This window comes from Pediococcus sp. M21F004 (assembly GCF_051122535.1).
In the GTDB taxonomy this organism is placed as follows: domain Bacteria; phylum Bacillota; class Bacilli; order Lactobacillales; family Lactobacillaceae; genus Pediococcus; species Pediococcus inopinatus.
Genome location: NZ_CP177314.1, coordinates 76,567 through 92,665, shown reverse-complemented (window position 1 = coordinate 92,665; position 16,099 = coordinate 76,567). Strand labels below are relative to the sequence as shown.

The following is a 16,099-nucleotide window of genomic DNA, read 5'->3' as shown; positions in this document are numbered from 1 at the left end:
TAAATCAGTCCCTATTTTATTTTTTCAATAACTCGGAGTCTTGCGCTATGTGCGCGATGATTATTTTCTAATTCGTCCTTACTAGGTAAAATGGGTTTGCGTGTTGCCAATTTAAAATGTGGTTCGAGTTCTTTAGGAATAACGGGTAGTCCCTGTGGAAGATCCGGAAGATTTGCATTTTCTTTAAAAATGTTTTTGACCAGTCGGTCTTCTAAAGATTGGAATGTAATCACACTAATTCGGCCACCAACCTCTAATATATCTAAAGCCTGTTCTAGCGAAGTTTCTAAAACGCCTAACTCATTGTTAACAGCAATTCGAACAGCCTGGAAAACTCGTTTTGCTGGATGACCACCGGTTCTTCGTGCGGCAGCAGGAATTGCTTTTTTTATGATTTCAACTAATTGTCCAGTCGTTTGAATGGGTGCTACTTCACGCTCCCGTTCAATTTCACGTGCAACTTGTTTTGAATAGCGTTCTTCCCCGTAACGGAAAAAGATTCTGACCAATGCTTCATATGACCACTGGTTCACCACCGTTTGCGCCGTTAATTCCGCGGATTGATCCATGCGCATGTCCAGTGGCGCATCGTGTTGATAACTAAACCCTCGCTTAGCGTCATCCAACTGTGGTGATGAAACACCTAAATCATAGACAATGCCATCAACCTTTTGAATTCCTTGTTCTTCCAAATCTTTTTTAATATTTTTAAAGTTATCTTCAATGAACGTAACCTGATGACTATCCAAATATTTCTTTAAATGAGTTTGATTGTATTCAATTGCTGCAATATCTTGATCAAACGCATATAAATGACCCTTTTGACTCAGTTGGCTCAAAATCAGTTGACTATGACCACCGCCGCCAAGCGTACAATCCACATAAACACCGTCTGGATTAAGATTTAATTCATCAATTGCTTGGTTTAATAAAACAGTTGTATGTTGAAACTCACTCATTTTTCTACTCCTATAAGCCAAAATCAATTAAATTTTCAGCAATATCATCAAAATTCTCTTCCGTATCCGCCGTTACCGCATTCCATTGTGCTTCATCCCAAATTTCGAATCGGCTTGAAACACCAACCAACACACACTTCTTAGTAAGTTTTGCATGTTCACGTAACTGTTTAGGAATATTAATACGACCTTGTTTATCAAAATTACATTGCGTTGCATCTGCGAACAAGAATCGGACAAAGGCCCGGTTATTTCGCTTATTTAACGGCAATGCTTTTAATTTGTCTTGAACCCTTTGCCACTCTTCAAGTGGATAGCCAAACAAACAACCGTCCAACCCACGAGTGATCACAAAATCAGATCCTAAATCTTCTCTAAATTTGGCCGGAACAATTAGTCGTCCCTTAGTGTCAAGTGAATGCTGATATTCGCCCATGAACATACTAATTGCCCCTTTCCTTCTCAATCACAAACTTAGTTTACCACTTTGTCCCACTACCTACCACCAATTTATAAAACATTTTTAAAATGCTTACAAATTATTATAAAAGTGATAATTTAATCACTTTATTTTCCACTCCGGATTCTTTATAAACACTAGTATATCAGTATTTTAAATCGATTTCATTAATTAGTGGAAGGATGGTGGGGATTATTTTTAGTTTTTGTTTAATTTGTCTTAAAATCCACTGAAATCCTGACAGCTTCATAAAAAAATTTGAATTGTTAAAACTTACACGTTAGAATAGTGAGTAATATTTCGGAAAGTGGTGCACCTATGAAAAAAAAGAAAAGTACATTTCAAAAAGTTACAATGGTCGTTGTTTGGATCATGATTATTAGTATGGTTGGTTCAGTTGTTTTAACTGCCCTATCATCCTTAAATCTCTTGGGATAAAAAAGGAACTCCAATTGTTAATTGGCGTTTCTTTTTTATTATTGTGGTAATTCACTCTTTAAGTTTCTTAAACAGCCGGACACCATAGTTCACAACATTCTAATAAAACAAAAATAGCTATGACTTAATAGGATTATCCTCCTAAATCGTCATAGCTATTTTTCTACTTTATCAAACTTTACTCTTTTTTGGTAAACACCTGTCGTGGCTTGCTACCCTCCTGGGGGCCAACCACGCCATTTGCTTCCAACTGATCTACAATTCTTGCAGCGCGGTTATAACCAATCCTAAAACGACGTTGCAACATTGACGTACTAGCTTTCTGCATTTCAGTCACTAAAGCAACCGCTTGATCATATAACTCATCTTTTTCATCATTATTTGATTGATCATCAGCTGCCGCTTCTTCATCCGTTACAACTAACGCTTCATCGTAAGACACCTTTTGTTGATTTTTGACATATTCAACGACAGTTTTCACATCTTTATCCGAAATAAAAGCACCCTGAACTCGTTCTGGTTTACTTTTACCCATAGGATAGTAAAGCATATCTCCACGGCCTAAAAGCTTCTCAGCCCCATTTGAATCAATAATGGTCCGCGAATCTGTTCCACTCGCTACCGCAAAAGCGATTCGTGAAGGAACATTAGCTTTAATTAGTCCAGTTACCACATCCACAGATGGTCGCTGGGTGGCGATGATCATGTGAATTCCAGCCGCCCGAGCCAATTGAGCCAATCTGATAATTGCGTCTTCCACAGCATTTTGTGCCACCATCATCAAATCCGCTAGTTCATCAACAACCACAACAATATATGGCAAATGAGGACGATTCTTACCGTCTTTTTTATTTTCTTCACTGATATATTGATTATAAGTTTTAATATTTCGTTGATTGCTTTCTGCAAACAAGTCATAGCGATGCTGCATTTCAGCAACAACTTTATGTAAAGCTCTCGCTGCCTTTTTAGGCTCAGTGACCACTGGCGTCAAAAGATGCGGAATATCTTTATAAACACCCAACTCAACTTTTTTCGGATCAATTAAAATAAATTTCACTTGGTCTGGTCTGGCATTCATCAACAAACTTGTAATAATGACATTAATCATGACAGATTTCCCACTACCCGTCGCTCCCGCAATTAGTAAATGTTGCATTTTGACCAAGTCTGCTAAAACCAAATTTCCAGAAACGTCTCTTCCAATTGGCACTTGGAGAATTGCGTCTGGATGCTCCGTTTGTGCTTCAACGACATCTCGAAAAGAAACCGTTGAAACTTCCGTGTTGGGTACTTCAATACCAATTAAAGATTTTCCCGGAATTGGCGCCTCAATTCGAATATCTTTTGCAGCCAATGCCAAAGCGATATCATCTGAAAGCCCCACAATTTTACTTACTTTCACACCAATATCGGGGTGTAACTCGTATTCAGTCACTGATGGCCCTAAATTAACACTTTTAACTGTGGCTTTGACACCAAAGCTAGTCAACGTTTGCTGCAAAATTTTGGTGTTTTTTTGAATTGTCTTATATTCTTGGCTCTGATCTGTCTTAGGAATAGTTGTTAAAAGTTCCGTAGATGGCAACTGATAATTAGGATTTTCAAGCTCTTCAGTATTTTGAAAAGCAGATTCTGTGTGAGTTACCTTTTCAGGCCGTTCTTTGGTTTGCGCTTGCTCGTGTTCTGAAGCAATTCTGATTGCAGGCTGTCCGGCTGGGTTTGATTTTTTCATCTGATCATCCATCAAATCTTTGCCCGTAACAGTTGCTTCCACATCTTTTTTCAAAGATACTTGTTTTTCTTCCTTTTGTCCGGTGGAATTACCCTTTTCTCTTTGCTGCCACTTCAGTTTTAGTTGTTGTCCAAAACGCTCACTAGCCTCTCGAATTGAAATGATTAGCTTTCTGAGCGCGACAGCCGTCGTCTGAAGAACTTTATCCATTGGGATTCCAAAGAAGATTGCTGCGCCAAGAATAACCACTAACCACCCTAAAATAAGGCTACCAATTTCAGAAAAACAAAACTCCGTTGCAGAATACAGAATACTTCCGATCATGCCACCACCAACTGGCTCGCCAATCGAAGCATACTTAAATGCATCCGAGAGTGATTGCCAAGTTGTAGCGATAAAATGATTGTGTTGATTCATTTGTTCAAAAAAACGTGTTGTAATTATTAATAGTGCGCCAACATAAACCAAGGCAGTTCCAACCAAAAATCGTAAACGTCCTTTTAGCTTTGGTTCTTTGCCAGTAAACAACAAAATTGCCCCATACAAGCCAAACACTAAAATCAAAATTTGGAAGGCATCCCCGACAAACAAGCGAAAAACATTCGCAAATAAAACACCAATGTATCCCAAAGAAAAATATCCTAATAAAGCTAATAAAACAAAAATTCCGCCATAGAAGTGTTTGGATTGCAGAAAATGCTGCCAATTACTTTTCTTAGTGCGTTTTCGCTTTCGTTTGGTTGTGGTTTTTCTTTTCGTTGCCATTATGTGTCCTCCTTTCAACAAATTTATAAATCGCTCAAATAACTTTATTTAAGCTTGTCATTTTCATAGCGATGGACTCGTTGAAGCCCAGGAAAGGCTTGTTGACGGAGTGCTTCATAAATCACAATTGCCACACTATTAGATAAGTTAAGCGCCCGAATATGGTCATCATCTTGTGGAATTCGGATGGCTTTTTCAGGATATTGACGCATAAAAGGCTCTGGTAAACCCGTCGTTTCTTTACCGAACAAAAAATAATGATCCTGATCATTATCTGTATAGTCCACATCGGTATAATCGTGATCCGCAAATTTGGAAACTAGATAAAGATAATTCAAATCTGGCACGGAAGCAATGAATTCCGGTAAATTTTCATGATAGACAAGTTCAACATCTTTCCAGTAATCAAGCCCAGCTCGCTTAAGATGTTTGTCATCAACAGAGAAACCAAGGGGTTTGATCAGGTGTAAAACAGTATCCGTCCCTGCACAAGTTCGGGCAATATTACCCGTATTTGCAGGCATTAAAGGTTCAAAAAGTACTATATGATTTGTCATTTTTATTCTCACTCTCATAAATTAAATTAAATCGTTATCTAAAAGCTATCATACTGCTACAATTTTTTTCAAACAACAAAAAAAGCGTAGACACTCGGTGTAGGCACGGCGAGCTTCTACGTTAGGTGAAGTACAACTTGCTGACCACCAACGATTTCTCGATGTTGATTAGCAACCGATTTCTTATAAATGTTAACACCATAACTAAAGATGTGCAACCTCTACTAGGCCTAGTGTTCAAGCAATCGTGCCCTTCAACAAAGTTACATCCACCGTAATATGATCTAAATGGGAGTCTTTTGCGTGCTGAATCATTTCTGGACTTGCTCCCCAATGCAAAGGCGTCATTTGGATCAGATCCGGCAACAAAGATTCCGCAAAATTAAACGTGTAGGTAAGTCGTTTAGCCTGTGAATTAGCAAAATGCTTTTCAAATAACTGGACAACCTGATCATTTTGATAGTCAGCATGTTGACTTTTTTCGTCATACAACAAATGGCGTAATTCACCTAAGTAATTGGAATTAGGCACGATTTTTAGAACTTGCCCACCAGGTTTCAAAACACGCTGAAATTCGGCATAGGCAGATGGTGAAAATAAATCCAAAATGGTAGTAAATTTATCTTCAGTAAATGGCAGGTTTGCCAAGTCAGCAATACAAAAAAACGCCTCACTATCCAGTTGAGTGGCTAGATTAATGCCCGCCGTTGAAATGTCAAACCCAATTGCTGTTGCATCATCTACCATCGAGAGTGTTTTTTTCAACGGAGTTCCCTCGCCAGACCCAACATCCAAAATAACTTCTTTTTTCGTCAAATGTTGTGCAAACTCTCGACAAATTGGATCAAACAACCCCGCCGTTAATACCCGTCTTCTTGAGGCTAACATCGCGTCATCATATTCACTTGAGACAGCATGATTCAAAAAATATAGCGTCCCCTTTTTTGAAATGTCGATTGCATGTTGATTTGGACAGACAATACTCCCCGAATCCACGTGATCATAAGTTTCATGACAAACGGGACAGCGGAATAAGGTTAAATTATTTTCAATAAACTGAATGCCTTTTTCTCTTTTTTTCAACTTTTAATCATCCTCATTAAAATTATTCATAAATCCACGTAGTTAAGCATAACATGGCAGCGTTTAGGGTAGTATCCAAAAAGCAAAAAATCCCAAGTCTATCTAAGAAATTCTCTTAGTACACTTAGGATTGATAATTTAACCTAATCGGATTTTTCGTAGCCACCATTTTGCTGCTTGTACCAATGGAATAGATGCGTTAACAGGACTTTAGAAACTGCATAAACCGGGATTCCAAAGATAACTCCTAGTACGCCGAACATCCTTCCAGATGCCAGTAAAACGATCAGAATTGTGACCGGATGAATAGCCAAATTGGTTCCCAAAATTAATGGAGAAAGGATTCGTCCTTCAATTGTTTGTTCAATCGCAAATACTATCAGGACCTTAACAAGCATCCAAGGCGATATGAACGCCGCCAATACAAGAGACGGAATCATGGCCAAGAATGAGCCAAGATACGGAATTAAGTTCAAAACGCCCGCTGCAATCCCCAAAGTTAAAGCAAATTTTAAGCCAATTACTAAATACCCAATAAAAAACATAATTGCTACGCAAAAAGCCACAATCAATTGTCCACGGATATAACCACTCACTTTGCCGTTAACTTCATCAAGAATCTGAATAAACCCAGTTCTTTTTCGAATCGGTAAAAAATGAGCTAAGTACTTGGGCAACCGATGACCATCTTTTAAGAGATAAAACAAAATAAATGGCATGGTAATCAGACCAACGACAATTTTTGTAACAGAACTAATCACACCGCCTACCGATGTAAATGTATGATTAGCGGCATTACTAAACCAGCTGGAAAAAGAACTTACCGCCGATTTACTTAATTCTTCGAGTTCCTTTTGAAACTGCCCAAAACGGGGATCATTCAACCACTTATCCATCTGATTAACCAAATGATTCCAATAATCTGGCCAGTTTTTCAAAAAATCGGTTGCTTGATTTCGAATAACTGGAATCAAGGAAACCACAGCTAAAACGATGAGTAACACCACAATCACAAATAAACCAGTAATCGTCCATACCCGGTTAACATGATACTTTCGTTCTAGACGATCAACAAGCGGATTAAATAAATAGAATAATACACCTGCTAACACAACCGGAAAACCTACAATATCAACAAAATCACTGATTGGTTGGAAAAACCAAGTGACTTTTGAAAATACGAAAATAATTAATAAAAATAGTAACACAATCATGAGATTAACAATAAGTCGGTTATTTAAAACTAGTTTTGTGAACCATGAGCGCCACGAATCCTTTTCTGTCTTCAAAAAATCACCACTCAATCATTTAAATGTATAAATTATTTTATCGCCAACTGTAAATCCAGGAAATTTCTCAGGCGACAGATAAATTGCGCTTTCAAGAGGCGTTTCGGGAATTGCGGAAAAACAAAGTGTGACGTGACCCACTCCCTGCAAATTTGCATTAACCAATTTACCACAGAAGGTAACTGTATAAGTATGGTTGCGAATACTAATTTGTGAACCACGTCTTAAATTAAATTCAGGATGACGCACATCAAATTTTTGAATCACAGCAACATCCTTAAGATTGTTCGTTGCCTCTGGACCGAATAAAATGGCGATTGGATCACTTTCTACAATAGCATTTGGCCCTATTTCTGTAACCTCAGATGTAATCATCATAAATACCACTCCTCAAATGAATTCTTGCTTACATTGTAGCATAGCAAGCTTCATCAAATAAAGAAAATGGAAGCGTGCACAGAGATATCCATATTTGTGCTATAATTTTACCTTAGAGAATAGAAGGAGGTTTTTATTTTGAAAGAATCATTTTTCGTTGGTACTTATACAAAAAAAACAAGTCATGGTGTTTATAAAATGTCTTTAGACACCGAAACAAACGCATTAAGCCAAGCTGATTTAGTGGCTGAGATTGGCAATCCGACTTATCTAGCAAAATCTAAACATAATTTTCTCTACACAGTCGATCAAAAAAATGCAGATGGTGGAGTTGCTGTCATCGACCTTAACACCAAACCTGCAACAGTTGTTCAACATGCTGTAACTCCCGGAAATTCACCGGCTTATGTGGCAGTTGATGAGCATCGACAACTTCTTTACAGTTCAAATTACCATTTAGCAACTGTGACTGTTTATAAAATTGCAGCCGATGGTACCCTCAGCCAAACAGATGTGGTTACCCATTCTGGTAAAGGGCCAAAACCGGAACAAGCTGATGGTGCCCATGTCCATTTTAGCGATTTGACACCTGACAATCGATTAGTAGTTTGTGATTTAGGAACCGATGAAGTATATACGTATGACGTTTCTGACGAAGGAAAGCTCACTGAAGTGACCCGCTATAAAACCAAAGCTGGCTTTGGCCCTCGCCACATTGTTTTTTCAAAACATGGCTCAACTGCGTATCTAGCTGGAGAACTCGGCAGTGCTGTTGAGGTTTTAACTTATGACCAACAAAACGGCAAATTCTCACATTTGCAAACAATCAGCACGATTCCTTCCACTTGGGACGCACATAACGGGGCAGCTGCAATCAAAATTAGTCAAGATGATAAATTTCTGTACGTCTCTAATCGTGGTTACAATTCCTTGGCAGTTTTTGCAATCAGCTCAGATGGTTCTTTGAAACTAATTCAAAATATTTCTGTTGAAGGCGATTTTCCGCGTGACTTTGCCTTAGATCCAACGGAAAAATTCATCGTTTGTGCTAACCAAAATACCGATAATTTAACCCTGTTCTCTCGATCAAAAGAAAACGGAAAACTTACCTTATTTGAAAAAGATGTTGCTTTACCCGAAGGCGTTTGTGTTGTGTTTGAATAACTAAATTTTGATAACAGACGGGAGTTATTTATGATAATTAAAGAAGTAGCCTTAGAAAATTTCACGAATGTTCCTAAAGCCATTCATGCTGGCGCCAATCGGATTGAGCTTTGCGATAATCTCGCTGTCGGAGGGACTACGGTCAGCAAAGGCGTTATGGCAGAAACCCAAAAATATGCCAATGAACATCACATCCCCGTAATGGCGATGATCCGCCCCCGTGGTGGAGACTTCGTTTATACGGACACGGAACTAAAGATTATGGAAACTGACGTATTTCAGGCACAAGAACTTGGTATGGATGGCGTTGTCTTTGGAGCTTTAAATGCAGATGGTAGTTTGGATACTGATGCTCTTGAAATGCTGATTGCGGCCGCCGGTGGCATGCAAATTACCTTTCATATGGCGTTTGATGCCATTCCAAAAGCAAAACAAGCCGAATCCATTGACTGGCTTGCTGATGCTGGAATCGATCGGATTTTAACCCATGGGGGCGCCTTAGACACGCCTCTCGCCAGTCATTATGCTGATCTAAAGCAAACCATTGCAAACGCCCATCAACGTTTAATTATATTACCAGGTGGTGGCATTACATCAGATAATTTAACTGAAGTTACTAACGAGTTAGGCGTTTTTGAAGCTCATGGTAGTAAAATAGTCGGTAAACTTGAAAATTAAAAATAGCGGAATAGCTGACAACCAAATTGGTTGAGACTGTTCCGCTATTTTTTTATTTTATAAATAGTTGTAAGAAATATTGAGCAATGTTGAAATAAATTAAAACACTTGTAAGATCACTGAGAGTTGAAATAAACGGACCACTCGCCACAGCCGGATCCACGCCTAATTTTTCCATGCCAATTGGAATTAAGCTACCAGCCAAATTGGCTACAAAAATTGCGCTTGCCATTGCAGTGCCAACCACTGCGCCAAGCAAAAAGTTTTGTTTCCAAACACCAACCATGATAAACACACAAACACCAGTTATCACGCCAATTATAATTCCCGTTGCTATTTCATTTAAAATTAAACGGGCAATTTTTAAGTGGTTATTAGTAGCTAATCGGCGCACTGCCACAGCCAAACTTTGTGTCCCCGCGTTACCAGCCGTCCCTGTAATTAAGGATATGAAAATAGCCAATACACTAACTTGAGAAAGCAATCCTTCAAAATGATTGATCAAGGTTGCTGTTAACATTCCTAAAAAAAGTAAAGTAATTAACCACGGTAATCGTTTTAACGCCGTTTGGAATGGGTTACGCGAAATGGTCTCTGTGTCAACACCAGCCAAATGAGAATAATCTTCGGCAGATTCTTCATCAATAACATCAATAATATCATCAACCGTAATAATTCCAACAATCTCTTCAGAAGCATCCACAACAGGAATAGCCACGAAATTATAATCACGAACCTGTTCGGCAATCGCTTCTTGATCTTCATTAACGTCTACTGCCAAAACCCGGGTTGCCATGACATCAGCCACTTTTTCATCATCAGAATGCGTAATTAAATCTCGAACAGATAAAACACCCACTAACTTATTTGCTTCATCCGTCACATATATATAAGCAATAACTTCGGCTTCCTGCGCTTCTTGCTTAACATGCTGCATGGCCGTGTCCACAGTTTGATTCTTGTCTACTTTAATAAACTCCGTAGTCATTATGGAACCGGCCGTTTCGTCTTCATAATGAATGAGTTCACGAACTTGGTCAGCTTCATCTGATGGCAATAAACCGATATATTTTTTGCGTTTTATTGGTCGAATATCTGTAAAAATATCCACCACGTTATCCATATACATTTCAGATAATAACCGTGATACATATGCATCAGACATTTCATCAAGATACTTCCCCATTTCTCCGGGGTCTTCTTCCGTATCATCAAAAACATTTGCTAATTCCTCTGGAGATAAAAATGTATAAATTAATTTTCTTTGTGCAAAATCAAATTCAGCAAATAATTGACTTTGTTCATATCCATGGAGTCCTAGAAAAAGTTTTCGAAAATTTTTCCGATTTCTTTTGTTTAACGCAGTTGTTAATTGATTATTAAGTTGTTCTAATCCTTCTGTCATACCTGATTCTCCTCAGCCTCATAGCTTACGAGTTTCCTGTTCCAAATACGCCGCTAAGTCTTTTGGTAAAGGAGCCATGACCTTAACTTGACGATTTGTAAATGGGTTAAAAAAAGAAATGGAGGCACAATGTAACGCTTGACGTTGCATATAACCACTGCAGCTCCCACCGTACAACACATCACCAACTAACGGATGGCCGAGTTCTGAAAAATGAACCCGAATCTGATGCGTTCTTCCCGTATGTAACTGCACACGCAATAATGAAGCATCACGCAAAGATTTAACTACCCAATATTCTGTAACTGAACGGCGCCCATCAGATTCCGCAGAAACCTGGCGTCGAATAAAAGATCCTGGATCACGCGAAATTGGCAGGTCAATTAAACCATGTTTTTGCGGGAGATGTCCCATTACAACTGCTGTATAGATTTTTTTTATCTGATGTTCCTTTAATTCTCTATCCAAAACAGAATGTGCAAAATGATGCTTAGCAAAAATAACCAATCCAGAAGTATCCCGATCTAACCTAGTCACGACATGAGTAACTTGGCTTTCATATTTTTGTCGTTGATAATAACCCTTCACGCGGTTTACAAGGGTATCGTTTGAATAGACATGTGATGGGACAGTCGCCATATAGGCTGGTTTATTAACAACCAAAAAATGATCATCTTCGTAACAAATTTCAATTGGCTCACTGGAAACGGCCACATGATCATTCGTAATTTCAGGTGGTAACGTTAAGGTCAATTCATCCCCAGTCACCACTTCTTCTGAGGCCCGAACTTCATTTTGATTAAGTTCAATATTGCCCCCATGAAATTTGACATCTTTTAGTAGCGTCCGGGAAACCCCTTTTTGATATAAAAAGGTCCGGATCTTCTCCGGACTTTCGACTTTTACCTGCCAACTAATCTTCATTTCCGTCACCAATAAACGCGTTATGAACACGATTCCAGAATCCAATATGCCGATATTTCGCAAAATTAATTTTTTGTTTACCAATACGATATTCAATTTGTTCAATTGGTGAATTCACGACATCCACCTGATCAGCCGTAAAATTAAAATTACCGCCATGCGCTGGTCGAATGGTTACCCATTCATCTGGAGCCATAATAACAGATGCGCCCAAGGTTCTAAAAACTCGATTATTTATTGATGCAATTTCTGCCATCTGTAAAGCTTCTAGTTGCGGATGTATAACCGCACCACCAATGGATCGGTTATAGGCTGTGGATCCAGTCGGTGTTGAAATACAAAGTCCATCCCCTCGAAAACGTTCAAACAATTGATCCTTAATATAAACATCGGCAACCAATGTGGACGATATCTTCTTAATTGTAGACTCATTTACCGCCTGATATTGCCTTGGCTTAGACTCCCCGACTAGGGTGACATCAATGTCTAAAATGGGATAACCAACGGACTCACCTGTATCTGCTTTAATCGCTTTGATTAAGTCATCTAACTCATAATCTTGCCAATCAGTATAAAAACCTAGGTGGCCTGTATGGACCCCAATAAAGCGGACATGTGCTAACTGAGCTTTATAATGCTGAAAAGCGGAAAGTAAGGTGCCATCTCCACCAACTGTAATGACAATATCTGGATGCCTATTATCAATACCAATTTGGTTTTCTTTTAATTTTTTTGTTAGTTGATCAGCAACGCTTTTAGAATTATTTGCTTTCGTATTATAAACTGCTACTTTCATCTGATATCAGTCCTTATGTGAGCCGTAATTATTATGATCCGAACGTTCTCTGGAAAATAATTTTTGAGCTTCTTGAATTTCTTCTCGAATTTCCGACATTTCTTCATCCAAGGAAAAGGCCGCCTCTGACGCTCTTTGCAGCCGATCACTTAATTCTTTAGGAAATTCGCCTTGATATTTGTAGTTTAAAGAATGTTCAATCGTGGCCCAAAAATTCATTGCCAAAGTCCGAATCTGAATTTCAGCCAAAATCTTTTTTTCTCCGGATATTAACTGGACTGGATACTCCACTACAATGTGATAAGATCGGTAACCACTTGGTTTTTCGTTGTTAATGTAGTCACGTTCCTCAATAATTGTCAGATCGGTTCGCTTACGAAGCAAATCAACAACTTGATAAATATCTTCAACAAACTGACACATAACCCGGACGCCCGCAATATCTTGCATGTCTTGTTCAAGCCGATCTTCGCGGACCTGACGGCGAACCATTTTTTCTTTAATGCTAGAAACGGGTTTAACTCTTCCAGTTACAAATTCAATTGGACTTTGTTGATCATCATTTTGAAATTGTTTTCGAATTCCCCGTAGTTTTATTTTTAATTCATCAACGGTTTGTTTGTATGGTAATAAGAATTGTTCCCAATTATCAATCACGTAAATTGCCTCACTTTTTTAAAACGCTAACTCTAATTTTAGCATAAAACCTACACTTATTCTTCTCAAACGCTATTCCATTTATTCCATCTTATTCTTGATTCGCTTTCCTTTACCTTAAACGGTTAAATGCGCTAAGATACAGCTGAATCAAAGTTTAATAAAACATTTTATTTGATATTTTTTCAAAGTTTGGTAAAGTCTATATTGTTGTCCTACAAAATATAACTTAAAAAAATAATTAATTTTGAATTTTTGATGGAGGAGAGTTTAATGCTTGATGTCTATTTATTCGTGACACCATGGGGCGAAAAGTGCATGCAATCTGAAAAGGTCATGATGGATTTTGTCCATAATGTTGATCAAAAAGTCGGTTTTCAGATCATCCCCATGCTGAATATGCAAATTGTTCAAGATTACTTGCATAATAATAATAATAAAACTTATGACTCATACAATGAATTGTCAGCTGACATGTACAATATGATTTTAGATTACAAGGCGGCCCTTTTTCAATGTAAGAGACACGGCCGAAATTTTTTGAAATTAATTCAACAAGAAATTAATGGCAATCAACTTTCGTATTCTAAACAACTGGGCTCTAAAATTGCTGAACAAGCTAACCTAGACCTTGAGATGTTTGAAACCGACCGGCGTTCTCAATTAGCCAAAGATGCCTTTAAGGCCGATCAAAAAACCGCTTCGGAAATGAACGTCAATATCTCCCCAGCCGCTGTTATCTTTAATGACGACGATGATAATTGTGGTATTCTCGTGGAAGATTTCAATAATGAAACTTTGCAACAGATTTGCCAAGATGACGAGTGTCCGCTTTCTTCTGCCATCAGTTTTTCACATGCATCAGTTTCATTTCCCCACGTTCTATAATTTTTCTCTATAGATTTAAATAAAGAGTTTCTTAACCATCGCGGTACCTGCCGTTGTTGTTAAGAAGCTCTTTATTTTTTTATAGTAAGGCTTCGAATTCATTCAAGCGCTTTTCAAACACAGCAAACGCGTCTTCTAAATATTGTTTTTCAGCCATATTAACCCCGGCTTTTTTCATCACATTCAAAGGAAAATCAGAACTACCTGACTTCAAATAGTTTAAATAGTTTTCCCTTGCATGTGGTTCTTTTGATGAAATACCGTTAGCCAAAGTTGATGCAGCCGCAAAACCAGTTGCATATTGATAAACATAAAAATTATAGTAAAAGTGCGGGATCCGAGTCCATTCTGATTTAATTTGTGAATCATTTATCACATCATTCCCATAATAACGATGATTTAATTTACCGTAATAATCCGACATCATTTCTGCAGTTAGGGCTTCTCCGCGGGCATCTGTCTCATGAATAAATTGTTCAAATTCGGCAAATTGTGTTTGTCGATAAACTGTCCCTTTAAATCCATCTAGATAATGGTTCAGCACGAACAACTTAATTTGTGGATCATCATACTTATCTAAAAGATACTGTGTCAAAATATTTTCATTAGTTGTCGACGCAATTTCAGCAACAAAAATCGGATAATCACCATATTGATAAGGTTGATTATGGGTTGTGTAGTAGCTGTGCATACTGTGTCCCATCTCATGGACCAATGTAAATAAATTGTCCAAATCATTGTGCCAGTTAAGTAGCATGAACGGATTGGTCCCATACACACCTGAAGAATAAGCACCACTTCTTTTACCTTCATTTTCAACAACATCAATCCACCGGTTCTTAAACGCGTCCTCCACGTGGCCCACATAATCACTACCCATAATTTGAAGGGCTGCTTTAGCTTCTTTTTGTGCTTCCTGATACGTGTAGCTTAAAGGCGATTTTCCTGTAATCGGTGTGTATAAATCATACATATGTAATTCTTTTAAATTAAGAATCTTCTTCCGTAAACCGACATACCTATGAAGTAAATCCAAATGATCATGCACCTCAGTTATCAAATTAGAATAAACCGATTCTGGAATTGCATTTGCACTCATAGCAGCCTGACGGGCATCTTTATACCCTCTAATTTGTGCTTTGAAATTATGAACCTTGACTTCTCCGGCAAGTGTCATGGCAAACGTATTTTTAAACTGCTCATACACTGCGTAAAGCTGTTCAAAGGCTTCTTTACGAACAGACTGCTCAGTTGACTGCAGCAGGGTTGAATACACGCCTTGAGACAATTGGACCGCTTCTCCGGCCTCATCTTTTACGAACGGAAACTTGAGATCAGAATTATCTAAGATTCCAAAAACATTAGAAGAAACTTCAAAAACGGATCCTGCACCAGCCAAAATGGCTTCTTCTTTTGTTGTAAGAACATGATTTTTCTTTAAGTTAAGTACTTCAAAGTAATGCTGATAAGGTTTTAGTTCTGTATTATTTTCTTGATATTTTTCCAGAGTAGCTTTAGGGATTGCTAAAATTTCTGGTTCAAACCAAGCTAATTTTGCAGACACCTTGGCCACTAAACTAGTGACTTGATCTTTTAGTGCTTGATTTTGATTATTTGAAGTATCTTGATCATTTTTTAGTTCTGCATAAACATAAATACGTTCCAGTTGGCTTTCAATTTCAAGCTCGCTTCGAATAGCTGTTAGCAAACTATTGCTGTCCTTGTCCAGACCACCAGCAAGCTTCACTAGCTCATTTACCCGTGGATGTAACTCGGCGATAGCCTTATTAACAGCCTCTTTATTTTTAAAAATTGTTGAAAGATCCCAAGTTAATTCAATTGGTACTTCACTACGTTTTGGTAATTGCTTAATTTCCGACATTTAATTTTCCTCCCATTTTAAATTAACCTTACTTTAACATA

Annotated in this window: 16 protein-coding genes; 4 read left to right on the top strand and 12 right to left on the bottom strand. The window is 38.1% G+C overall.

Annotation, left to right across the window (positions count from 1 at the left end; genetic code table 11):
- Positions 1-11: 11 nt before the first annotated feature.
- Both rsmH and mraZ read right to left on the bottom strand, forming a co-directional pair.
- Positions 12-959, bottom strand: coding sequence for a 16S rRNA (cytosine(1402)-N(4))-methyltransferase RsmH (gene rsmH / locus ACLHK8_RS00545; protein WP_057773041.1), 948 nt, complete (start codon positions 957-959; stop codon positions 12-14).
- Positions 960-969: 10 nt separating this feature from the next.
- Positions 970-1,401, bottom strand: a complete 432-nt coding sequence (gene mraZ / locus ACLHK8_RS00540) for a division/cell wall cluster transcriptional repressor MraZ (protein ID WP_057773039.1) — start codon at positions 1,399-1,401, stop codon at positions 970-972.
- A 336-nt stretch (positions 1,402-1,737) separates the two neighbouring features.
- Between mraZ and ACLHK8_RS00535 the strand changes: the two genes are divergently transcribed.
- Positions 1,738-1,857, top strand: a complete 120-nt coding sequence (locus ACLHK8_RS00535; protein WP_082623250.1) for a DUF4044 domain-containing protein — start codon at positions 1,738-1,740, stop codon at positions 1,855-1,857.
- Between the two features lie 178 nt (positions 1,858-2,035).
- Here the strand turns inward: ACLHK8_RS00535 and ACLHK8_RS00530 are convergent, their stop codons facing one another.
- From ACLHK8_RS00530 to ACLHK8_RS00510, 5 genes are all read right to left on the bottom strand, one after another.
- On the bottom strand, positions 2,036-4,357 hold the full coding sequence (locus tag ACLHK8_RS00530; protein ID WP_057773037.1) for an FtsK/SpoIIIE family DNA translocase: 2,322 nt from the start codon (positions 4,355-4,357) through the stop codon (positions 2,036-2,038).
- A 44-nt stretch (positions 4,358-4,401) separates the two neighbouring features.
- Entirely contained in the window at positions 4,402-4,914 is a 513-nt protein-coding gene (locus ACLHK8_RS00525) for a tRNA (cytidine(34)-2'-O)-methyltransferase (RefSeq protein WP_057773035.1), read from the bottom strand.
- A 237-nt stretch (positions 4,915-5,151) separates the two neighbouring features.
- Entirely contained in the window at positions 5,152-5,997 is an 846-nt protein-coding gene (locus ACLHK8_RS00520) for a methyltransferase domain-containing protein (protein ID WP_057773033.1), read from the bottom strand.
- A gap of 143 nt (positions 5,998-6,140) precedes the next feature.
- Positions 6,141-7,286: an AI-2E family transporter gene (locus tag ACLHK8_RS00515; protein ID WP_057773031.1), complete on the bottom strand. Its 1,146-nt coding sequence runs from the start codon at positions 7,284-7,286 to the stop codon at positions 6,141-6,143.
- A gap of 15 nt (positions 7,287-7,301) precedes the next feature.
- A complete protein-coding gene (locus ACLHK8_RS00510) occupies positions 7,302-7,664 on the bottom strand; it encodes a PTS glucitol/sorbitol transporter subunit IIA (RefSeq protein ID WP_063697832.1) in 363 nt (120 codons plus the stop codon).
- Between the two features lie 138 nt (positions 7,665-7,802).
- On the opposite strand from ACLHK8_RS00510, the gene ACLHK8_RS00505 reads away from it, so the two are divergent.
- On the top strand, positions 7,803-8,828 hold the full coding sequence (locus tag ACLHK8_RS00505) for a lactonase family protein (RefSeq protein WP_063697835.1): 1,026 nt from the start codon (positions 7,803-7,805) through the stop codon (positions 8,826-8,828).
- Positions 8,829-8,858: 30 nt separating this feature from the next.
- Positions 8,859-9,506: a copper homeostasis protein CutC gene (locus tag ACLHK8_RS00500; protein WP_105782200.1), complete on the top strand. Its 648-nt coding sequence runs from the start codon at positions 8,859-8,861 to the stop codon at positions 9,504-9,506.
- Between the two features lie 52 nt (positions 9,507-9,558).
- Here the strand turns inward: ACLHK8_RS00500 and mgtE are convergent, their stop codons facing one another.
- From mgtE to ACLHK8_RS00480, 4 genes are read right to left on the bottom strand one after another with little or no spacing between them, the layout of a single operon-like run.
- Positions 9,559-10,911, bottom strand: a complete 1,353-nt coding sequence (gene mgtE, locus ACLHK8_RS00495) for a magnesium transporter (protein WP_057773027.1) — start codon at positions 10,909-10,911, stop codon at positions 9,559-9,561.
- Between the two features lie 18 nt (positions 10,912-10,929).
- A complete protein-coding gene (locus ACLHK8_RS00490) occupies positions 10,930-11,835 on the bottom strand; it encodes an RluA family pseudouridine synthase (protein ID WP_063697838.1) in 906 nt (301 codons plus the stop codon).
- Positions 11,825-12,631, bottom strand: a complete 807-nt coding sequence (locus ACLHK8_RS00485; protein ID WP_063697841.1) for an NAD kinase — start codon at positions 12,629-12,631, stop codon at positions 11,825-11,827. Before ACLHK8_RS00485 ends, ACLHK8_RS00490 begins: the two co-directional genes overlap by 11 nt.
- 6 nt (positions 12,632-12,637) lie before the next feature.
- Positions 12,638-13,288, bottom strand: coding sequence for a GTP pyrophosphokinase (locus tag ACLHK8_RS00480; RefSeq protein ID WP_057773020.1), 651 nt, complete (start codon positions 13,286-13,288; stop codon positions 12,638-12,640).
- A 273-nt stretch (positions 13,289-13,561) separates the two neighbouring features.
- On the opposite strand from ACLHK8_RS00480, the gene ACLHK8_RS00475 reads away from it, so the two are divergent.
- Positions 13,562-14,176: a DsbA family protein gene (locus tag ACLHK8_RS00475; RefSeq protein WP_063697844.1), complete on the top strand. Its 615-nt coding sequence runs from the start codon at positions 13,562-13,564 to the stop codon at positions 14,174-14,176.
- A 79-nt stretch (positions 14,177-14,255) separates the two neighbouring features.
- On the opposite strand, the gene pepF is transcribed toward ACLHK8_RS00475, so the two are convergent.
- Positions 14,256-16,058 (bottom strand): oligoendopeptidase F, encoded by a 1,803-nt coding sequence (pepF, locus tag ACLHK8_RS00470; RefSeq protein WP_057773016.1) that lies wholly within the window; start codon positions 16,056-16,058, stop codon positions 14,256-14,258.
- Between the last annotated feature and the right edge of the window lie 41 nt (positions 16,059-16,099).